Below are 22,850 nucleotides of genomic sequence, written 5' to 3' on the forward strand. Positions count from 1 at the left end.
TGGGGAACTAAAAAGCTGGAAGGGAAAAGGAAGGTTTCTTACAGTGGATTACCATTACCTAGCTATTTAAGGAAATGGTGATTAAATAAAAGAAATACCCTGGGTGTGATAACATCCAGGGTATTTCTTCTTTGAAAAGCAATCTTAATGGATTGTAAAGATTGCTTTTCACCACTTACTCTACTCCGCGGAATTCTGGATCAAATGACCATTTTTTTACCGGCATTTAATTCAACTTCCTGCTTGGGAGTTTCTATTTTCTTGATTTTCTTCACTCTAAAGTGATAAACCGCATAACATCCAAGGAAGAATGCTCCCCCGCAATAAAGAGCCATTCGCTGCTCAGGAACAAATGCTAAACTGATCATGACGATGCAGTTTGTTATTAATGCAAGTATAGGGATGAATGGGTATAGCGGAACTTTAAATTTCAGATCTTCTATCTTTCCGCCTTGGCGGGTATAGGATCTTCTAAAAGCAAGAAGACTAGCCGATATGGCAATCCAGCCAATTTGTGCACCTAACCCTGCAAGGGAGAGAAGAAAGACAAATATTGTGTCTGCAGCTACTACACTTGAAAGTAATGATAAACCGGCAATCGCCAGGGTGATGAGCAGGGCATTGAGCGGAATCCCTCTCTTATTCACCAAACCGAGCTTCGGACTTGCCATACCTTCCCTTGAAAGCGAGTAGAGCATACGTGTCGCAGCATAAAGACCGGAGTTCGCCACTGACAATAGTGCTGTAAGAATGATGAAGTTCATGATGTCAGCTGCATACGGAACTCCGATACTATCAAGTACAACAACGAATGGACTTTCTGAGATACCGGCTTTTTCCCTTGGGATCATCGCCGAAAGTACAGTGACAGAAAGAACAAAGAAGAAAAGGGTTCTCCAAACGGTTTGTTTGATGGATTTTGGTATGACCTTTTCCGGGTTTTCACTTTCTCCAGCGGCTATTCCGATTAATTCAGTGCCCTGGAAGGAAAAGTTTACTGTAATCATTGTGATTAGCAGGGCCGATATCCCATTGGGGAAAAGACCCTCAGCGAAAAAGTTAGAGAAAAATGGAGCTTCTTGTCCACCTTTCATATCAATCATACCAAACATAGCAGCACCGCCAACGATGATGAAAAGAATGATGGCCAATACTTTTATGCTGGAAAAAACAAACTCCGATTCGCCAAATGCCTTTGCTGATAAGGCGTTCAGTGAAAAGATGAGAAAAGCAAAGATTGCGCACCACATCCAAACGGGTGATTCAGGAAACCATCTTTGCATTAGCTGTCCTGCTGCCAGAAACTCTAAGGCAACTGTAACGGCCCAACCTAACCAGTATAGCCATCCGATGGCAAATCCGGTTCCAGGACCGATGAACTTAGTCGCATATGTCTGAAACGAACCGGATACAGGCATGGCAACTGATAGTTCACCAAGGCAAAGCATCGTTAAATACATGATGAAGCCGCCGACTATGTAAGAGAGGATAGCACCGAAGGCTCCTGCTTCATGAATGGTATAGCCTGAACCGATGAAAAAGCCCGTACCAATACATCCCCCTATTGAAATCATAAATAAATGTCTTGCTTTCATGCTCCGTTTTAATTCATTTGGTTGATTTTCTGCTGTTTTCATTGAAAAACTCCTTTACCTGATGGGTGCAAACGGTTTCATTTATGTTGGGACGTTATTAGGGAATTTGTGTTTTTACAAGTCTAATAGCTTTGATTCTGATTCTTAGATGATGTCGAATTCCCTCCGAAAAGAGATTACTTCTGCATTAAAGAAGCATGAGTCAATGAACATAGGTACCTATGCAGAATTAATTTCGAAAGCGCCGCTTAATAAAGAAAGAGAAGCCAAGCGTCAGGAAACTAGGGATGTAAATTGATTCATGTCGATCATCCGCTAATGGGAAGAAGCTCATAAAAGAAGTATGGGCTTTTCCCATGGAGCATCACTTTAACGAACTCTCTATATTTCTATCAAAAACATAGAGTCCGATTATTTAACATGAGCCAATAAATCAGGAGAGATATGATCTTCCGCTCCATATAGTAATTTTTCCCCAAGCAATGAGCCCATTAATGCGACAGCAACTTCAGCCGTTTTATTATGCTCGTCCAATATTGGGTTTATCTCAACAAACTCTGCTGATGTAATGATATTAGCTTCAGCTAGCATTTCCATGGCAAGATGGCTTTCACGGTAACTAATGCCTCCCATTACAGGCGTTCCGACCCCTGGTGCATCATCTGGATCAAGACCATCAAGATCAAGTGATAAATGGACAAGGTCCGTACGTTCTTTCAGGTAGGCAATCGATTCTTCCATCACTTTTGTCATACCCATTCTATCAATCTCATGCATAGTATAGACTTTAATTCCTTTTTCCCTGATTAACTCTTTTTCACCTTGGTCTAAAGAACGGGCACCAATGATGACAATATTCTCTGGTTTGACTTTTGGAGAATATCCGCCAATTTTAGTCAGTGCAGGGTGGCCAAGGCCCAAACTTACTGCTAAGGACATACCATGTATGTTTCCTGATGGTGATGTTTCGGCAGTATTTAAATCTCCATGTGCATCATACCATATTACTCCTAAGTTTTCAGTATGCTTCGCTAAACCGGCTAATGTCCCGATAGCAATGCTGTGATCTCCCCCTAAAACTAAAGGAAAACGATTTGCTTGGATGACTTCATCCACTTTTTGACTCAATTTTTCATTACCTTCTGCTACGTCCTGCAGATTCTTCAAATTTGTGTCACTATCACTTTGTGCTCTTTCCTGTATTTCTACTTTAATATCACCTTCATCACGGACAGTATAGCCAATGTTTTCAAGTCTTTCACTCAATCCTGCATATCTGATGGCACTAGGCCCCATATCCACTCCTCTTCTAGTTTGACCAAGATCCATTGGCACACCAATGATTGAAATTTCCTTTTTCATATGTAATTCCTCCTTCGATTTTTCTACCCTAGTATAAGGGTAAAAGGAGTGATGACTCAACTCGACATTTTTTTGAATATTTATACGATTGAGAAAAGGGTGAAAGTCCTGGGGTAAAATTCCTATTATTGATTTTTTATGAACATAATATATTACCTTAAGGGGTATTAGTGACAATGGATGAATCCTTGTAAAAACTGCAATTGTTGAGATTTTTATCCCAGGAATGGAAGTGATAGCGCTACCAATCAGAATCTTTCGCTAAGGATGATTCAGAAGATATTGAATATAATTTACTAGATACATTTATTCAGGAAATGGGGCAGTTACACCTATAATGCATGGAAGGATTTTTCATTTTTATATGGAATATATAAAAAAAAACTAAAAATATTTAGTTGCATTTAAAATATCATGACTTTTTTTCATCTAAAACACTGAGTACTTTGTATTTAGACGCAGTTTTGAACTAGGAGGTATTCATGTTGAATAGCAATGAGAGACAGAGTGGAAAAATGGAATCGAACCAAAAAAATGAGAGCCTTAAGTATTTATCGTACCGCTGGTCAAGCAAAATTAATAATTTTTTGGTTCTTTGCATATATGAGCAAAACAATCAATATCATGATTTCAATAATAAATTCAAAACACACAAATTAAAAAATTCAAAGGGGTTTCTAACCTTTAAAGATGGATTGAACAATAAAAGTTTTGTTATTTGGGAACAAGCATATAAAGAGAATGAAGAGCTATTTGCCAAGCTGAGGTTAACGGCGAGAAACGAAACATTGTCACATATTGCCCAACATGTCGTATTCTATCTATTAAGTGAATATGAAAGGGTTTCTACAAAAAAACATGCTATTTTAAAAGATAAACATTTAATGGAAGATTCAATTTACCAAATGGAAAAAAAATTAAAAAATGAAACTTTTTTGGCTGAGAGATCGGTTTGGGAGGAATTTTACAGCTGGTTTAGACTGCTAGTAAAAGAATGGGTCCTTGAAGAAATAGCCTTATCAATAGGTGTTAATGAAATGGAAAGACTTGATGATCAAGCATTAAATAAGTTATTTTACGATCATCTCACAAAACATTTTACTGAAAACACTGGATTTTTATCGAGAGTAACAGATATCGTTAATGAATATATTAAAGAGTGGATCGATAAAATCATGATTGAATTTAATATTGAAAACAATACCATCGAAAAGATAGAAAACCTGCTATGTTTTAAGAGGGATTTTCAAACATCAGATTTATTATTATCCACAATGAGGGATTTCGCTTTCAACTTTACCGTCCAAGATCATTTGCTTGTTATGAATAGTGCTCCATATCAGTCGGTTAGAGATGCAATTTATAAAAAAAATTTCGAAATCATTGGAAACATTCCTTGGCCTGCAACACCAATATTAAAGGGGAATACAGAAGGTTTCATACAAATAATCCCTTTTGGTAACGATCATAAAACCTATGGGCAGACGAATGTGAAAGAAGCTTGGAACCGAGTCCACTCTTTATCTGATGTGGATGTAGATGTTTTTGATGCTCTTTGCAGCCTTTTCCTGTCAAAGGCTGCTCATAATGAGGAAACAGTGGAAATTTATTTAAATGACCTCCTTTCAATTCGAGGATTAAAGCCAAAACTTGGTGGGTTTGGGCGTCGGGGTGGTTACGAGGCCAAACAGCGTGCTCAAATTTTGAAATCGCTTACAAATATACAAAGCATATGGATTAACATTAACAAAGCTACCATCTATGATAAAGGTAAGCCTGTTCAGACAAAGCTACAAGGGAGGACGTTTATCTTTAAAGATCGTAATGGCGTGGAATATGATATATCAGAAGAAGCATGCAGGAAAAAGATAACGTTCACGATCGATAAGGTTTTCGCCAAATATCTTAATGGTTCTGCAAGACAAGTTGCCTTACTTTCAATAAAAGCACTTCAATATAATCCATATAGGCAAATTCGGGAAAAACGGCTTACAAGATATTTAAGCTGGCGTTGGAGGACCCAAGCAAGAAAAGGAGACTTTTTACAACCGAATAAAACCAGTACCCTATTGGAATCGATCGGTGAAAAATTAAATGACCGAACACCATCGCGTACTAGGGAACGTTTCGAGAAAGCTTTGGATGTTCTACTAGATGACGGCGTAATTGCATCATGGCATTATGAAAAGTGGGATGAATCCATAGCCGATTATAAAGGATGGGCCAGTATTTGGCTGAATTCGATGATATTAATAGAACCGCCTGATATCATAAAAGAGCAATATCGCTCCATAGAAAAAAAACAAAGATCTCACACTGACAATCGTCTTGCAAAGCAAGACCCAGCTAACCTGAAGAACAGTAATCATATTGGTGAGCAAATAAGAATCACAAGAAAAAAACTTAGCCTCTCCTTATATCAATTAGCAGAAGAGCTGGAGATATCAGCCCCATATGTCAGTAACATTGAGAGAGGGATGAAAATTCCATCCTCTAAAATTCAAACGAAAATGAAGAAATGGCTGGAAAAACAGAAACATATTAATTGATCATGAACAAATTAACCCTATTCCTTTATCAGGAAGAGGGTTGTTTGTGTTGCCATATACATAAAAAGCAGTGGCGTTTATCTTGTTCCAATGTCGGGGCTATCAATGTAAGAAGTCGGGGTCATCCAGAACACATATTTTTCATACTATTCTTTTGACCCTGCTGTATAAGAGAATTTTCGTCTATTAAAAATAATTAACTGCCTAATGTTTTAAATGAATTTAACAAACTATGATTTTTCAGGATATTAACGCCCTCCATGTAAGATTAGTTCAAAGATATCTTTTTAATGTAGGAGGGAAGATTCATGATAGAAAACCAACATTTAAACAATTCCCATGAAACTCTTGAGCCGTTATTCAATCCAAGATCCATCGCAATCCTAGGTGCCTCCAAGAGTGAATACAAAATCGGGAATTTACAGGTCAAAGCTCTTTTGGAGGGTCATTTTAAGGGAGAGATTTACCCGATCAATCGCAATGCAAAAGAGATTGAAGGGATAAAGTGCTATGAATCATTGTCAGATGTTCCGTATGAAATTGATTTAGCCATTTTTTGCCTTGGGGCGGAGCAAGTGCAGCAAGGTTTAGAGGAATGTGCTCAAAAGAAAGTGAAGGCAGCCATCATTTTTGCTGCTGGTTTTTCGGAAACAGGAAAAGAAGGCATTAAGCAACAGGAATTGCTAACCGATATTGCAAGAAAGAATGGAATACGGATAGTGGGCCCCAACTGTGTTGGATTAGTGAATTTGTCGAATGGTTTGATTGGCACTTTTTCCCCTGCCATTCTATCAGTGCCCTTTAATGACCAAAGAGGGGTAGGATATGTCTCCCAAAGCGGTGCATTTGGTGTTTTGACCTATATGGCAGCAGCTCAGAATGGATTGAGCTTCAACTACTTCGTGAGTGTAGGAAATGAAATGGAAACTGAATTCTCGGATGTAATTGAATATATGATCCATGATTCCAAAACAAGTGTGATAAGCGGCTACTTGGAAGGAGCAAAAAATCCGGATAAATTACGAAGCCTGGCAAAAGAGGCATTGGATAGTAATAAACCCATAATTGTAATGAAAACCGGGAGGAGTTTGGCCGGAAGCAGAGCTGCTGCTTCTCATACAGGATCACTTGCGGGATCGGATAAAGTATATGATGCCTTTTTTAAACAAGCTGGCATCGTAAGGGCCGACGATTATGAGGATATCATATCTTTTTCAAAGCTATTCCTATCAAAGAAGCTTCCAAATGGACGCAATACGGTAATCATCACTAGTTCTGGCGGGAGGGGGATAAATGAAGCGGATCGCTGTGAATCATACGGACTTACCATCAACCCACTCAGCTTAAAGACAACAACAGAAATCAAACGTAATATACCTGCATATGCAAGCGCTTCCAACCCTGTGGATTTAACAGCGGCCGCCTCTGTTTCCAATCCTGAGTTATTCCTTGCGCCATTGCGGGCACTTGTGGAAGATCCGGATGTCGATAACATCATTTTTACGGAATTTCCTTTTAATTGGACTGCCGAGCACCCTTTGCTTCAAGAGTTTATTGAAATTTGCAGAAGCTCAGATAAATTTGTATTCATTACAACTTTTCCATTAGATGGCATGACACTCCCGCCTGCTACCGCTGAGCTCGTGAAAAATGGCATACCAGTCATTCCAGGAAACCTTAATCCGATAAGAGGGTTGGCGAAACTAGTTGAATACAGTGAATTTTATCGAAAAAATCTTGAATCTCAAGTTTCTGATAGTACAAAGAAAATAGAGAAACAAAGCTTACAGGACATGCTGAAGCCCGGTGCTACATTAAGTGAATCAGAAGCCAGTCTGGTTTTGGAACGATACGGGATTGCTGCCACGAAGCGTTTTATAACTGAAAATGAAAACGATGCAGTACAATTCGCTAACAGTATCGGTTATCCGGTTGTGTTAAAGGTCGATTCGCCGGATATCCCACATAAGACGGAAGCGGATGCGATTCGATTGAATGTAAGGACTGAACTTGAGGTCAGGAAAGCTTTCACAGATATTAAGCGCAATGCACTAAATTATAAACCTGAGGCTACAATAAACGGCGTTTCCGTTCAGGAAATGTTACCTGATGGAGTGGAAATCATTGTTGGAGCAAGTGATGATCCCGTATTTGGACCGGTTATCATGTTTGGTCTTGGGGGAATATTTGTTGAGATTTACAAAGATATTTCGTTTAGAATTGCTCCGCTGTCAAGACAAGATGCACTTGAAATGATTGAAGAAATCAAGGGGAAGGACATTTTAACGGGAGCACGCGGGAAAGCACCAGTTGATATCGAAGCCATCATTGATGTGTTATTAAAGGTTTCCGCGCTAGTTACAGATTATAAAGATTCCATCGACGAATTGGATATTAATCCTTTGCTGGTATATGAAAACGGTATCAAGGCAGCTGATGCCATGATTGTTGTAAAAAATAATGTGAAAGATAATACCGTTATTAGGGGGTAGAGAGCAATGGAACTCGATCATTTGAATGGTTTAACTGGAGCTGAATTTATATTTGAAGTCGAAAAGAGGCATATCCGTCAATTTGCTGAGGCGATTGGTGATTTTAATCCCTTATATATGGATGAAGAATTTGCTGCGAAAACTTCATATGGTGGCATTATAGCACCGCCAACCTTCCCGATTGCCATTGGTCAGGATAGCGGCGAAAGCCTTGACTTGGGCCTGGAACAAAGGAGAATGCTGCATGGTGAACAGGAGTTTATTTATTCCCGCCCCATTAGACCAGGGGATAGGTTGTACTGTCAGATGAAAGTTGCAAATGTATACGAACGGGAAGGAAGAAAAGGAACGATGCAGTTCTTGGTACTTGATACAGAAATGAAAGATGAGTCAGGTGAAATGGTGGTCATAAGCCGAACAAATATCATTTATCGGCCCATCAAGAGTGATCATGCTCCTGTTTGAAAAAACATGCTCATAGTTCATGGCATTAAAGTATCAATATCAAATTCTAGCAAACTGCAAACAGGAGGAATCAGGGATGTTGAAATATGAAAATTTACATGAAGGGCAAAGACTTGAATCTTTCATCAAGCCACCTGTAACCAAGGTTCAACTTGTTAAATACGCCGGTGCTTCAGGAGATTTCAATCCATTGCATACAGATGATGCATTTGCACAAGAAATTGGCATGAATGGTGTGATTGCTCATGGAATGCTGGTAATGGGGTTTCTTGGTGAATATGTAATGAAACTGGCTGGTGATCATGCTGTACCAGCAAACTTTAAAATGAGATTTGGTGCTGTAACCGTACCAGGAGATCGACTCACGTGTTCTGCTTTTGTGAAAAGTTTATATGAAGAAAGAGGTCAACGCTTTGTAAGGCTGGACCTTATTGCTGAAAAGGAACCAGAGCAAATTGTGGGTTCAGGTGAAGTCGTTTTACAGATTAAATAAAGTTATCAAGTTATCAAATAGGAGGGTTTATTATGGAAAGCATTAAAAATCGCTATGCCATTGTCGGTGTAGGGGAAAGTGAGCGTTCTAAGAATTCCGGTACAACCCCGTTACATTTGGCGTTGGACGCTGCTCGAGCTGCATTGAATGATGCTGGGCTTCAAGCGAAAGAAATTGATGGGTTCATGAGCTATTCGGAAAACGATTCTTGTACATCTCATCAATTAGCAACATATTTAGGGGTCCGTCCCAAATATGTTAAGGATATTTTGGGCGGGGGAAGCAGTACCGAAATGCTGATAGCTGACGCTGTTGGATTAATCGAATCAGGTCAATTGAATACGGTGTTGATTTATCGTTCCATGAATGGACGCTCAGGGGTAAGGATGGGTGGAGGCGGATGGGATGTGAATATGCTTCAAACAGCCATAGAAGGCGGAAGCTTCATCATTCCTTACGGTGCTGGCAGTCCTGCTCAGTGGTTCGGACTTTTTGCGACGCGACATATGCATGAAACCGGGCTGACAGAGGAACATCTAGGGCATGTCTGTTTAGCTTTTTACGAACATGCTCAAAGGAATCCTAAAGCTTACTTTTATGGTAAACCACTAACGATGGAGGAATATCTTAAAACGCCCTATTTAAGCTATCCATTTAAAAAACATGATTTCTGCCTGGAGTCCGATGAAGCAAATGCAATCATTGTCACTTCAGCAGAACGAGCTGAAGGATGCAAGTCCAGACCGGTATACATCATGGGTTTATCTGCTAGGCAGTGTGTGTCCCATGCACATTATTGGAATGATTTAACCGAAGTGGCTGCTGACTATGTCGCGCCTGAGGTATATAAAATGGCTGGAGTAAAACCTGAAGATATTGACGTTGCATCCATATATGACTGTTATAGCTGGGTTGTACTTCGGCAGCTGGAGGCTTATGGATTTGCTCCGCGTGGAGAGGTCGGTAACTTTGTAGCCGAAGGAAACTTGCGGATCGGTGGGAAATTACCTTCGAATACCGCAGGAGGAATGTTATCGGAAGGATATACACATGGAATGAATAACGTATTGGAAATCGTTCGTCAAGTTCGCCATGAATACAAAGGAACCGTTCGTCAAGTTGAAAATTGTGAAATTGGAATCTGTACTGGCTGGGCTGGACCTGATATGGCCGGTGCCATGATTTTAAGAAATTAGGAGGGGACAAAATGGGATACCAAAAACCTATTCCGCTAAAAACACAGGATAATAGACCATATTGGGATGGCGCAGATCGTCATGAACTGATTCTTCAAAAATGCAATAGCTGTCATCAATATTCCCACCCTCCCGGTCCGAGCTGTGCAAAATGTGGCAGTTCTGAACTTAGCTGGGAAAGCCAAGGCAGCGATATTAACGGTAAAGTCTATTCATATATCGTTTCCTATCGACCCTTTTTACCTGGATTCCAGGATGATTTACCGCTCGTAATTGCCATAGTCGAATTAGAAATGTTGCCCCAGGTCAAGTTAATCGGAAATATTTTGCAATGTTCACCAGAGGATATTGAAGTGGGTATGCCAGTAAAGATGGTTTGGATGGAAATTGCGGATGAACGGTCACTGCCGCAATGGATTCAGTTATAGAAGTGTAATTTGCAAGCATTAAAGGAGGAAAGTATCTATGGATTTTTCGTTTACAACCAAGGAAGAAGAATTCCGTCTTGAATTGAGGGCGTGGCTTGAAGGAAATTTACCTGAAGGTTGGCTTGAAGGAATCAGTAATGTTTCAAAAGATGAAGGTGAGTATGCCGTTTCCCTCAGGAATTGGCAAAGGAAATTATATGAAGGTGGCTGGGCAGCGATTGCCTGGCCCAAAAAATACGGCGGACGAGAAGCGACGTTGATGGAGGAAATAGTTTATCAACAGGAAATGGTTAGAGTAAAGGCTCCGGCGCTTGTGAATTATGTAGGCATCCATATGGTGGGACCCACTCTAATGCAGATTGGAACGGACGAACAAAAAGCAAAATATATCCAAAAAATTCTCACAGGAGAGGAAGTATGGTGTCAAGGATATTCCGAACCGAATGCTGGATCTGATTTATCCGCCATTCAAACAAGTGCCGTAAAGGATGGAGATCGGTGGATCATTAATGGTCAGAAGGTTTGGACAAGCTTTGGACACTTAGCTGATCGATGCTTTTTACTGGCTCGGACGAATCGTTTTGATAAAAAGCATAAAGGGATAACGGTTTTCCTATTGGATATGAATCAGCCGGGGGTGGAAACAAGGCCCATCATTCAAATGGATGGTCAGCATGATTTTAATGAAGTCTATCTGAATGATGCGATTGCATACGATGCTGAAATAGTTGGGGAGGTAGATGAAGGCTGGAAAGTTACGATTGCATTGCTTATGCATGAAAGAACGGGAATCGGAGCGCAAGTTTTTACATTGGAGCAACAATTTAATGAACTTGTAGGGTTAGCTAAAGAATTGAAAGAAGATGATAAGCCATTGTTGGGCAATCCGCTTGTTCGTCATACAATGGTAGATTTATATACTCGCTCCCGGGGTTCACTTTTGAACTATTATCGTAATCTAACTAAGACATTAAAAAACGGTCATCCTGGTGCAGAAGGTTCAATGGATAAATTGATGGTAAGTGAACTTACCAAGGAGCTGTTGTCCCAATCTATTTCATTACAAGGACATAAGGGCGTTCTATGGAAAGAAGATGCAATCTCCTCCAACTCATATTGGCAGGATAATTATCTTTATTCTTTTGGACAAACAATTGGAGGTGGAACGAGCGAAATTCAAAAGAACACTATTGGGGAAAGAATTCTAGGTTTACCAAAAGATATGGGACGTTAAGATGAAACGGGGGGAATAAAGGTGGATTTTTCTTTAAATCAAGAACAAGAAATGTTTCGCGGATATGTCCGGAAATATTTAGATGGTGCCGGGCAAACAAAAACGGCCCGTGCATACATAGAGGGTGAAACTGGATCTCTAAGGGCCTTATTATCGGGGCTTGCCGAATTAGGATGTACAAGCATCAATATATCGGAAGACTACGGGGGAATGGGCTTGGGTCCCCTTGATTTAATACCTGTACTTGAAGAAACCGGCCGTTCTTTATTGCCGGGTTTATACTTAGAAACGAATGCACTAGCTGTGCCATTATTAGAGAAATTCGGTACGGAAGAACAAAAAGGTAGGTATTTAGCAGAAATTGCGGCCGGTACAAAAACATTCTCACTAGCTTGGTTAGAACCAGGTGGAAGTTACGGTCCTTTTGGGATTAACTTGGAGGCAAGATCCCTAAACGGTCAGTTGATATTAAGTGGAGTGAAAACAATGGTTCCCGATGCTGAGTTGGCTGATCATTATATAGTGTTAGTCCGCACAGGCAAAGGTAACCGAAATGAAGGGATTACATTAGTTATCGTCGATCGAAATGAAACGAATTTGACGCTTGAAAGCCAGAAAAACATTGATGAAACCCGACAATTGTCAGCATTGGCTTTCAATGATGTTGAAATTCCCATGGGTCAGGTACTTGGGGCAATGCATCAAGGATGGGATGCCCTCCAAGAAGGATTACTCTCTTTCAATGCAGCTCTCTCCGCAGTAATTGTCGGGTGTATGGAGAAAGTGGTAGAAATGGCAGCAGAGTATGCGAAGATTCGTGAACAATTTGGTCAGCCCATAGGAAGATTCCAAGCGATTAAACATAGAATCGTCGATATGAAAATGGATCTCGAAACAGCTAGATCTTTAGCTTATTATGCTAACTGGGCTTTGGAAAGCGGGGCAGAAGATCGTGTTCAAGCCATTTCCTGCGCACGAATATTTGCCACGAAAGCATTCGTACGAATTTCGTCAGACAATATTCAGATTCATGGTGGAATTGGGTTTACAGAAGAAATTGATTGTCACCTTTTTGTTAAGCGTGCAAGGTTCTATGAGAATTATTTGGGAAGTACTGAACAATATTACAAACAGGCCGCTACGGCATTAGGTTGGTAGAAAAGCAGAAAGGGCTACTCTCATGTATTACTAATCCGAAGGGTGGAGATGAACGTTGGAAATTTCATATAAAGTGAAAGAGTACCAGAATATGATTAATGGCGATCTGGTTCCAGCTTCTTCCGGGAAGCGGATTGAGAGCCACGATCCGTCAACAGGCAGGGTTTGGGCAACCATTCCTTGCAGTATGGCCCAGGATGCCGAAGCGGCGGTAGAAGCAGCCCGAAGTGCTTTTGCCGATTGGTCCTCGAGGCCAGCTATGGATCGGGCAGCTTACCTGAGGAAAATAGGTGACTTAGTCATAAAGCATGGTAAAGAGCTAGCTGAGTTGGAATCAAGAGACAATGGTTGGGTGATCAGGGAAACGAGCCACGGCCTCATTCCCAGCTTAGCAAGCCTTTGGTATGATGCAGCAGGTGCAACAATTATTGGAAGTAAGGGTGATACTGTCCAATTGGGACCTTCAAGTGTAGGTTATTCATTGAGGGAACCTTTAGGGGTAGTAGTAGGAATCCTTCCATGGAACTCACCGCTTTTCACTTTTACCATTAAAGCGGCTTATGCGATTGCAGCAGGAAATGCTGTCATTATCAAACCATCTGAATTGGCTTCTATCGCTTCACTACGATATGGAGACCTGATTAATGAAATCCTCCCGCCAGGAATCCTGAATGTCGTATCAGGAACTGGAGCGGAAGTGGGGGATACTCTAGTAAGCCATCCAGATGTGAACAAAATCAGCCTGACCGGTTCTGGAGGAACGGCAAGGGCGATAGCACAATCGACCGCACGAAACCCTAAGCCCATGATTTTGGAGCTTGGCGGGAAATCGCCAAACATAGTCTTTGCGGATGCAAACCTTGAAAAAGCAGCACAAGGAGTGACAAACTATGGGATATTTAGCGGCAACGCAGGCCAACTATGTGTAGGCGGATCGAGGATTCTAATTCAAAGGTCCATATTCGATGAAATGATCATTAGGATGAAAGAAGTGATAGAACAACAAATTCAACTGGGTGATCCAATGAATCCAGCCACTTCAATGGGACCGATCGCTAACGCTGTTCAATATGAAAAAGTCCTCTCATATATAGAATTAGGCCAAAAGGAAGGAGGGGAAATCATCATCGGTGGCCGTCATGGAGGTGTTAGCCTATTACCTGATGAACCCAATTTAGCTGATGGCTATTGGGTTGAGCCAACACTGATCAAGGTCAATAGTAATTCTCTCCGTATCTGTCAAGAAGAAATCTTCGGTCCGGTAGCGACCGTTATCCCCTTTGATACGGAAGAGGAAGCCCTCACCATAGCTAATGACAGTGATTTTGGTTTAGGAGCTGGAATATGGACCTCGAATTTGGATCGGGCACACCGGATGGTCCGTAAACTGGAATCGGGTAATGTGTGGGTGAACTTGTTTCGCAGGGTGGGACCTGAACTCCCATTCGGAGGCCAAAAAAGCAGTGGATTTGGAACGGATACCATTCTTGAATATACCCGTGAAAAGACCGTTTATATGGAAATAGGATGAGTTCTTATGAGATTAGCAGGGAATTCACTGTAAATAGTGGACTGGGGGTTCTGTAAATGGCACAAGATTCTAAAGGCATTTTTTATGGATGGTATGTTGTGTTGTGTGGCTTTTTCATAATGTTCGCAGGTTTCTCGATAATAAATTCCCTGCATAGTTTGTTCATGGTCCCGGTTACAGAGGATTTAGGAATAAGCAGAACCACTTTTTCCATTGCACTTTCCATTGCTGGCCTTGGAGTGGCTGTTGCTTCTCCGATCATGGGTAAATTACTCGCTAAAGGGAATATGAAATTGATCATGTCAATTTGCGTAGTAATTGCCGGAGCAGGATTCATGTCATACTCGCTTGCCAACTCAGCTGTATATTTTAGTATCATAGGCTTTGTAATTGGCATCTGTGTTGCAGGCTTTTCCAATATTCCCATATCAATCATGTTAACCAATTGGTTTTATGAGAAAAAAGGAAAGGCCATGGGTTTGGCATTTGCGGGATCGGGAATTGGGGCAGCAGTACTCAGTCCGATCATTACAAATTTAATCTCAAATTATGGTTGGAGAACGGCCTACGTAATAGCAGGGATACTGATAATTGTCTTAACATTACCCTTGGTTCTTCTATTTGCAAAGAAAAGTCCCGCAGAAAAGGGCCTTGTTCCATTGGGCTCTGACAAAATGGAAATGGCCGAAACTAATGTGGAATCTGAACAGAATGGCTTAACGATGGGGGAAGCAAAGAAGACAGCGATGTTTTGGATTTTCGTACTTGGAATCGTTTGTTTTGCATTAGTCGCTGGCGGGGTGCAAATGCATATCCCGGCATACTTGATCGATATAGGGCATCCAGCCATTTTTGCTGGCACCATTTTTGGAATACTATCTTTGGCAAATACGGTTGGAAAATTGATTTTAGGAGCTGTTTTGGATAAGTACGGTACGGCAGGAGGCGCCATTTATGTAGGCGCTTGCATGACGATTGCTATGGCAGCGCTATTGTTAGCTAAGACACAGGCATTCGCATTCTTATTCGCCATCGCCTTTGGCTTTAGCATTGTGATATCCACTCTAGGGCCTCCCTTCATGACAAATGATATCTTTGGAAAGAAGGACTTCGGCTCCATCTTTGGCATAGTGCAAGTTTTTTTTGTGGCGGCAGGCTCATTGGGTGTGATCGTTTCGGGTGTAATCTATGATTTGACAGAAAGCTATCGTGCAGCTTGGATCTTCTTTCTTTGCTTATTCATCTTCAGCATGGTTTGTGTACTAGCGGCAAATGGCATGAAAAAAAAGACGATCAGAAGAATCAAAAATATTTCCGACCAAAAAATTGGATAGTTTGCCAGAGATAAAAAACAAATGGAAGGGGGTATTTTCCGTAAATAAAACCGGGTAAAGAGCGGCAGTCTAGATTGCTGCTCTTTACCTTATTGTTAAAATTTTTCATTCCATTCTTCATCTTCAAGTGGCACACCATTGGTACTAATATATTCTACAATCATATTTCCATGTTTAAGAACTCTATCTTTTTTTAGTGAATTGATAATTTCGGTAAAGCGGTCTTCATCTGCGTCCTGTTTCTTACGTGAAAGGGTAATCCGTATGGTTGGGGAAACATCGTAATCTTTATAGCTGGCTGGTTTATTCGGATCAATTTTCAATTCTTTCCCGACACCCTCATCAAACACCAAGAGTAATTGATTATAATCGCCTATTTCTTCTTGAATCTCCTCCCAATCTTCCTTCTCTGTAATATCTCCCAGTTCCTTTGATATCAACACGTCACCCAGTTCCTTTTCAACATAAGGCCTGATTTCTTTTTCTGCATCATCTTGCCATTTATCAGATAGGAATGTATCCTCCATTTCCCCTGTTTCATCATTAAAGAAAACTAGAAAATGAGTCCCATATTTTTCATGTTTCACTTTAGCTGCGTATTCAAAATAGCCCCAATTCCCCATGTTATCGTATAAGACATCATATATTTCGGTTTCTTCATCAAAAGTTTTCTCTAAATATCGTTCAGCTTGATCCCGGACTTTCTTTTCTTCATCAGGATCTGCTTTCATACTCTGTGTGAATGAAAACATAAGGATCATCACACCGGCCAAGATGATTAAAAAAACACCTAGTAAAGTCAGTAAAACCTTTTTTGTTTTGCTCAAGTAACACCCTCCTGTTATCTCTTTTACATCTCAATAATTACCATATTATTCTAACATTTTTATCGCTTATTTTACTATGCGAAATCTAAATTACCTGACCTCCAAAATAGCGGGATACTTTGTTACAATATATAAATGGTTAGTACCCTAAAGGGAGAGATCAACTTGGAAACCTATCAAAGAAAAATGAATCATAATCGGGATGAATACAGAAAGTTGCGATGGAAACAGCATCGTCTACAAGTTACAGGGTTATTCGATGCCGTTTTTTCGAAAAAAGCGTTCGTTGATAAAGTGGCTATCGTTGGTGCAGGCAATTGCGATGATTTGGATTTAGAATATTTGGCAACTAAATGCAACTTCATATATTTATTTGATATTGATATGGAAAGTATGGAAAAGGGTACGGCGAATTTGCCTGAATGGACCCGGGAGAAAATTCAACTTGTTGCAATCGATGTAACAGGCCTCGATAAAGTGGATTTTGATCACCACCTATCTTCCATGCTGAATCGTGGTGAAACGGCAAAGGGAATTATCCAATATTTAAAGGAAACCGAAAATCGGTTAGGTCAGCTTTCTGAAAGGGTTTTTGCTAATTATTATAATGATTTTGATATCATGGCAACTTCCGCCATTTATACGCAACTATTTTATAATTGGGCCAAGGAACTGCTTTCTGATCATGCAAACCTCTATCAGAAAAAAGACGCAGAAGAGCTGAAAAATGGAATTTTAGATCTAAGGGATGAAATCGTTCGTACAATGAATCACTCTATATCTAAATGTACCAAGCAGAATGGATTCTGTATTACATGGTCTGATATCTTAAAAATCGAACCTGAGTATATGGATACCATTAATGAAGGGCTGAATGCCATCTTTGCCTTGGCCTCGAACGTGGGATATGGGGCTGCATTGATAGGGATGAAAACGTTTATTGAAAAAGTGGATAAAAGCGAATTAAGCCTTCGCTACTGGACATGGGATTTTAATGCAAACAAACAGTATTTGACCATTGGTATTATCGGGAGATTGAATGGGTTGTAAATTGAAAAATGGAAGGATAGATAAGCATATCAGCAGCTATCTATCCTTTTTTTGATCGGTTATAGTCCCTTATCCTTTAGGCGTGATAAAAAGGGGGCTTGGCCAGGAAACCATAGGAAATAAGACATAATTATATAAAAGGTATAAAAAAACGATGAAATTTTTGACTATTTGTCTAATGATTTCACTAACTGGTGTGGATATAATGAATCTGTTAAAAACAGAATATTCCGATTAGTAGAAGCGGGGAAAGCAAAGGTAGAGGAAGGTGTAATGAGGGTGACCAATAAAGAAAGGGGTGTTTTGTTTGAAAGCAGATATTGTGTTCATAAACGGCGAGGTCATAACCGTAAATCAAAAAAGTGAAGTCGCAGAAGCCCTGGCAATTAAAGGTGATCGTATTTCGGCAGTCGGAACGAATCAGGAAATCAAGGTATTTATCGGAGAGGAAACAAATGTGATTGATTTGCAGGGAAAGTCATTACTTCCTGGGTTTATAGATTCTCATATTCATCTAATATTGTACGGTGTCAATCAATTGGCAGTAAGTTGTAAAGCTGAACATATCAAATCTGTAGAAGATTTGTTAATCGATCTGAAGGAGAAAGCTTTGACGATCCCTAAAGGTGAATGGATTCGTGCCTGGGGCTTCAATGAGACTGCTGTGAAAGAAAAACGTTATCCTACAATAGCAGAATTGGATGCTATTTCAACAGACCATCCCATTATCGTAACCCGTACATGCAGCCATATTAGTGTGGTGAATAGCAGGGCCTTAGAGATTGCCGGAATAGATGAGAACTCAGAGAATCCAACTGGAGGGATCATTGAAAAGGATAGGGAGGGGAGAATTACAGGCAAACTCATTGAAACGGCAAATATGATAATGGCCGATAGAGCAAGTTATTCTGAGAGTGAACTGTTGAAAGCAGTGAAAATAGCATCTGAGCATTTCATCGCAGCAGGAATAACAAGCATTCATGAAGCAGGTGCTCATGGTCCTGAAAGTTTCCGTTTAATGCAGCAGGCCATAAAAAATAAGGATATTCGTGTCCGTATCTATGCGATGGTCGGTTCATTGAATAATTCTCATGAATTTGTAAATAAAATGATGGATTCGGGAATGATAACCGGAACTGGGGACGAAAGATTCAAAATCGGACCAGCCAAATTGTTTACGGATGGCAGCAGTACCGGTCCGACAATTGCTACCCGTGAGCCCTATTCGAGTGATCCAGGTTATTCCGGAATTCTTTATTATAAAGAAGAGGAAATCTATCAAGTATTAGGTCAAGCACATAAAAAAGGCTATCAGATCACAGTCCATGCCCAAGGGGACAAAGCGATAGAGATGTATTTAAATTGCGTGGAAAAGGCTTTGAACGAATCGCCAAGAAAAGATCATAGACATAGGATCGAGCATGCCGGAATATCTTCTCCAGATTTACAAATGAGGATGAAAGAACTTGAAATCATCCCAATCCCCAACCCCCCATTTCCTTATGAATTCGGTGATATATATATTGAACATTACGGCAATAGGGTCAACCACATGTACGCCGCCCGTGATTTTATTGATAATGGGATCTTGGCCGCAGGCGGTTCCGATGCTCCGGTTACTGATCACGACCCTTTATTAGGCATACACGTTGCTGTTAATAGAACAAGCAGGTCAGGTACGAAAATAGGTACGGTTCAATCTATTAGCGTTTTGGAAGCCATTAAACTATACACATGGAATGGCGCGTTTGCGAGTTTCGATGAAGATGTCAAAGGCAGCCTGGAGGCTGGTAAGCTGGCCGATCTAGTAGTTTTGAATGATAGTATATTGAAAGTGGATTCCCAAAATATCAAGGATTTGAAAGTTGAATCAACGATTCTGAATGGGGAGATTCTTTATCATAGGGAAACATTGGTAGAAATATAATCTAGTGTAACTACTCTAAAACATCAAGAACTTCACTTTCATTTTTTTGGCTTAAGCGAACGTAATTGGGATTTAGCAAGTTATTAAAAAAGGGGGATATTCGCTATGAAAAAGCAAAAATTATTAATTAATGGTGAGAGGCTGAGTCGTACGCTAGAGAAATTTGCTGATTTTGGACGAACAGAAAACAACGGAGTCACACGGCTATCCCTTTCCGAAGAAGATCGATTAGTCCGTGATTACTTTTGCGCTTGCTGTAAAGAATTGGGTATGACCATTAAGGTTGATGATATGGGGAATATTTACGCTACTTTGGCGGGACTTGAAAATAAACCTCCTATTGTAATGGGATCACATATGGATACCGTAAAAAAGGGCGGTCGGTTTGATGGTATCTTGGGTGTAGCTGCAGGCTTGGAAGTCGTGCGGACTCTGGTGGAAAATAATATCCAACCTAAAATTCCGGTAATGATCGTCAATTTTACGAACGAAGAGGGAGCCAGGTTTGAACCTTCCATGATGTCGTCGGGAGTTCTTTCAGGTAAATTCGAAAAATCCATCATGCTGCAAAAGACGGATAGTGAAGGAACCACTTTCAAGAGTGCTTTGAATGCCATTGGATATGCAGGGGATAAAGAGTCTCGTTTAAAAGAAGCGACTGCATTTCTAGAGTTGCATATTGAACAAGGGCCCATTCTTGAACGTGAATCACTCACGATCGGTGTCGTTGAATGTGTCCTTGGTATGGTGTGCTATGAGATAGAAGTTACAGGCGAATCCGATCATGCAGGAACCACTCCGATGAATATGAGAAAAGATGCTTTCTTCACTGCGAATAGCTTGATTATGGAGGCTCGTCAGAAGCTAGGCATGCTTGATGACGATTTGGTTTTTACGATGGGAAGGGTAAATGTGTTTCCTAATATCCATACGGTGATCCCTAATAAAGTGGTATTTTCGCTAGAAGCGAGACATAAGGATTCCAAAGTCATCGAAAAGGTGGAGGAAGTCATTAAAAGCCTTATAACTACAGGTTCAGAAGACGGCTGCGACATCCAAGCGAAAAAATTGTGGGACAGGGATACCGTTTGGTTCGACAAATCCATTTGCAATTTGATTGAGCAATCGACCAATTATCTAGGCCTACCTTATAAAAGAATGGTAAGCGGTGCAGGACATGATGCACAGTTTATTGCTAGTTATATACCTACTGCCATGGTTTTCGTCCCAAGCATCAACGGTAAAAGCCATTGTGAAGAGGAACTTACTAGTTGGGAAGATTGTGAAAAAGGCGTCAATGTAATACTGGAAACGGTCCTTGCCATCCAGTCATCTTAAGACAAATATATGGTTGGTTGAAAGCAGGTAATGAAAGTAAACAAAGGGTGCTATCAAACCATCAGTTTAGTATGAAAGTCAGCTTGACTGATGGTGATGCATCCGTGTAAGGAACCTAAAAGGGGGAGGGTATAATTTGGATGCTATTAAGCTATTACTTTTTGTTCCATTTATAGGGTTTTTAGGTTTTTTGCCATACGCAAATAAAATAGAACCGTACATATTGGGGATGCCTTTTTTGTTATTTTGGGTTGCATTTTGGATGGTGATGGCATCGATTATCTTAATGATTGTCTATAAGTTCGATCCTGATAATAAAGGGAGCGATTCTGAATGAATATCTCATTACTCATCATTTCCATCTTCTTGGTTCTAGCACTTTATTTAGGGATAAAAGCAAGAAAAGGGAAGGATATGGATATGGAGCAATTCGCCGTAGGGGGCAGGGGCTTCGGTACATTCTTCATTTTTCTCTTAATAGCAGGTGAAATTTATACAACTTTTACATTCCTGGGCGGAAGTGGGTGGGCTTACTCGAAAGGTGCCGCTGCTTATTATGTTCCCGCCTATATTTTCTTAGCTTACGTCCTATCATATTGGCTCGTCCCTAAAATATGGAGATATTCAAAACGTCATTCCATTATCTCTCAGCCAGAGTATTTTGCGTCTAAATATAAAAGCAGGTCAATGGGAATGATCGTTGCTGTATTGGGAAGCTTAGCCCTCGTGCCGTACATAGTCATTCAGCTCAAAGGATTAGGTATCATTGTTTCCGAAGCATCTTACGGAGCCATTTCACCAGTTGCTGCAAGTGTGATCGGTGCTGTGGTTGTAACTACCTATGTGATGATTTCAGGCATTCATGGTTCGGCATGGACAGCCATACTGAAAGATTTCATGATTTTGGTGGTTGTTATCTTTTTAGGGATTTACATTCCAGTTCATTACTTCGGAGGCATACAGCCAATGTTCGAGACCGTGCAGGCTGCTAAACCGGAAATGTTGGTTTTAGCAGATCAGGGATTGAGTCAGTCCTGGTTTGTGTCCACCGTTTTGCTCAATGCCCTAGGATTTTATTTGCTGCCACAAACATTCATGGTCGTTTTATCGTCCAATGGGGAAAGGACCCTTCGCAAAAATGCGATTGCGTTACCGTTATACACATTGTTATTGCTTTTCGTTTTTTTCATTGGGTTTACAGCCATCATGGGAATCCCGGGTTTGCAAGGAGCTGATGGGGATCTCTCACTTTTAAGGCTGGCGATTCAAACATTCGATCCATGGGTGATAGGGGTTATCGGAGCTGCAGGTTTATTGACGGCGCTTGTACCGGCTTCAGTCATGCTAATGGCTGCATCGGTAGGTCTGACAAATAGCTTTTTTAAAGTTTTGGTCCCTGCTGCGACTGAAACACATCAATTGATTGTCTCAAGGATCATTATTATTGGTATCTCAATCATTGCTTTAATTGTAACTGTTACAGGCGGCGAGGCTTTAGCCATCTTGAATATCATGTCATACAGTTTAATTACGCAACTGGCACCTTCCTTGTTTTGCAGTTTGCCAAAAACCAATATTATCAATAAGTATGGTGCGATGGCAGGTATATTGGCAGGTGTCCTGATTGTTTTATATTCGACAATTGCAGATGTGAAGGTTGCTACATTCCTGCCAAATACCCCGCATGTAATTAATGATATCAGTACAGGCGTCATAGCTTTGTTGATTAATATACTAGTAACATTCATTGTAAGTGCACTGACTAAACATATCTCCATGCAACAGACCGAAATGAATGATCTGGATAAGATATCCTGATTTCTTTAAAACAAGGCTTATGGAAGTACTGACTGGAAGAACAGATAAAGCAT

Annotated in this window: 18 protein-coding genes; 15 read left to right on the forward strand and 3 right to left on the reverse strand. The window is 40.5% G+C overall.

Annotated features, from left to right (window positions below):
- Nucleotides 1–200 precede the first annotated feature (200 nt).
- Nucleotides 201–1,637 (reverse strand): amino acid permease, encoded by a 1,437-nt coding sequence (locus tag ABOA58_RS12985; protein WP_350302624.1) that lies wholly within the window; start codon nt 1,635–1,637, stop codon nt 201–203.
- 369 nt (nt 1,638–2,006) lie between these two features.
- Nucleotides 2,007–2,957 carry an arginase gene (gene rocF / locus ABOA58_RS12990; protein ID WP_350302625.1) on the reverse strand — a complete coding sequence of 317 codons (951 nt, stop codon included), beginning with the start codon at nt 2,955–2,957 and terminating at the stop codon, nt 2,007–2,009.
- A gap of 482 nt (nt 2,958–3,439) precedes the next feature.
- Between rocF and ABOA58_RS12995 the strand changes: the two genes are divergently transcribed.
- The 10 genes from ABOA58_RS12995 (at nt 3,440) to ABOA58_RS13040 (ending at nt 15,837) form a co-directional block, all read left to right on the forward strand.
- Entirely contained in the window at nt 3,440–5,506 is a 2,067-nt protein-coding gene (locus ABOA58_RS12995; RefSeq protein ID WP_350302626.1) for a helix-turn-helix domain-containing protein, read from the forward strand.
- A 308-nt stretch (nt 5,507–5,814) separates the two neighbouring features.
- On the forward strand, nt 5,815–7,998 hold the full coding sequence (locus tag ABOA58_RS13000; protein ID WP_350302627.1) for an acetate--CoA ligase family protein: 2,184 nt from the start codon (nt 5,815–5,817) through the stop codon (nt 7,996–7,998).
- Nucleotides 7,999–8,004: 6 nt separating this feature from the next.
- Entirely contained in the window at nt 8,005–8,463 is a 459-nt protein-coding gene (locus tag ABOA58_RS13005) for a MaoC family dehydratase N-terminal domain-containing protein (protein WP_350302628.1), read from the forward strand.
- A gap of 76 nt (nt 8,464–8,539) precedes the next feature.
- Entirely contained in the window at nt 8,540–8,956 is a 417-nt protein-coding gene (locus ABOA58_RS13010; RefSeq protein ID WP_350302629.1) for a MaoC/PaaZ C-terminal domain-containing protein, read from the forward strand.
- 32 nt (nt 8,957–8,988) lie between these two features.
- Nucleotides 8,989–10,152 (forward strand): thiolase C-terminal domain-containing protein, encoded by a 1,164-nt coding sequence (locus ABOA58_RS13015; protein WP_350302630.1) that lies wholly within the window; start codon nt 8,989–8,991, stop codon nt 10,150–10,152.
- Nucleotides 10,153–10,163: 11 nt separating this feature from the next.
- Nucleotides 10,164–10,580, forward strand: a complete 417-nt coding sequence (locus ABOA58_RS13020) for a Zn-ribbon domain-containing OB-fold protein (protein WP_350302631.1) — start codon at nt 10,164–10,166, stop codon at nt 10,578–10,580.
- A 37-nt stretch (nt 10,581–10,617) separates the two neighbouring features.
- Nucleotides 10,618–11,814, forward strand: coding sequence for an acyl-CoA dehydrogenase family protein (locus tag ABOA58_RS13025; protein ID WP_350302632.1), 1,197 nt, complete (start codon nt 10,618–10,620; stop codon nt 11,812–11,814).
- 21 nt (nt 11,815–11,835) lie between these two features.
- Nucleotides 11,836–12,972 carry an acyl-CoA dehydrogenase family protein gene (locus ABOA58_RS13030; protein WP_350302633.1) on the forward strand — a complete coding sequence of 379 codons (1,137 nt, stop codon included), beginning with the start codon at nt 11,836–11,838 and terminating at the stop codon, nt 12,970–12,972.
- A gap of 55 nt (nt 12,973–13,027) precedes the next feature.
- A complete protein-coding gene (locus ABOA58_RS13035) occupies nt 13,028–14,503 on the forward strand; it encodes an aldehyde dehydrogenase family protein (RefSeq protein ID WP_350302634.1) in 1,476 nt (491 codons plus the stop codon).
- Between the two features lie 56 nt (nt 14,504–14,559).
- Complete coding sequence (locus tag ABOA58_RS13040) at nt 14,560–15,837, forward strand: MFS transporter (protein WP_350302635.1); 1,278 nt, start codon at nt 14,560–14,562, stop codon at nt 15,835–15,837.
- Nucleotides 15,838–15,932: 95 nt separating this feature from the next.
- On the opposite strand, the gene ABOA58_RS13045 is transcribed toward ABOA58_RS13040, so the two are convergent.
- Nucleotides 15,933–16,664 (reverse strand): hypothetical protein, encoded by a 732-nt coding sequence (locus tag ABOA58_RS13045; RefSeq protein ID WP_350302636.1) that lies wholly within the window; start codon nt 16,662–16,664, stop codon nt 15,933–15,935.
- Between the two features lie 165 nt (nt 16,665–16,829).
- On the opposite strand from ABOA58_RS13045, the gene ABOA58_RS13050 reads away from it, so the two are divergent.
- From ABOA58_RS13050 to ABOA58_RS13070, 5 genes are all read left to right on the forward strand, one after another.
- Entirely contained in the window at nt 16,830–17,714 is an 885-nt protein-coding gene (locus ABOA58_RS13050) for a hypothetical protein (protein ID WP_350302637.1), read from the forward strand.
- Between the two features lie 307 nt (nt 17,715–18,021).
- Complete coding sequence (locus tag ABOA58_RS13055) at nt 18,022–19,641, forward strand: amidohydrolase (RefSeq protein ID WP_350302638.1); 1,620 nt, start codon at nt 18,022–18,024, stop codon at nt 19,639–19,641.
- Nucleotides 19,642–19,746: 105 nt separating this feature from the next.
- Nucleotides 19,747–20,979, forward strand: coding sequence for a Zn-dependent hydrolase (locus ABOA58_RS13060; protein WP_350302639.1), 1,233 nt, complete (start codon nt 19,747–19,749; stop codon nt 20,977–20,979).
- A gap of 136 nt (nt 20,980–21,115) precedes the next feature.
- Nucleotides 21,116–21,316, forward strand: a complete 201-nt coding sequence (locus ABOA58_RS13065; protein ID WP_348964932.1) for a DUF3311 domain-containing protein — start codon at nt 21,116–21,118, stop codon at nt 21,314–21,316.
- The gene (locus ABOA58_RS13070) at nt 21,313–22,797 is read left to right on the forward strand and encodes a sodium:solute symporter family protein (protein WP_350302640.1); all 1,485 of its coding nucleotides are present in this window, start codon (nt 21,313–21,315) and stop codon (nt 22,795–22,797) included. Before ABOA58_RS13065 ends, ABOA58_RS13070 begins: the two co-directional genes overlap by 4 nt.
- Nucleotides 22,798–22,850: the final 53 nt, after the last annotated feature.

Origin of the sequence: Peribacillus frigoritolerans (genome assembly GCF_040250305.1) — a bacterium.
Lineage (GTDB): Bacteria > Bacillota > Bacilli > Bacillales > DSM-1321 > Peribacillus.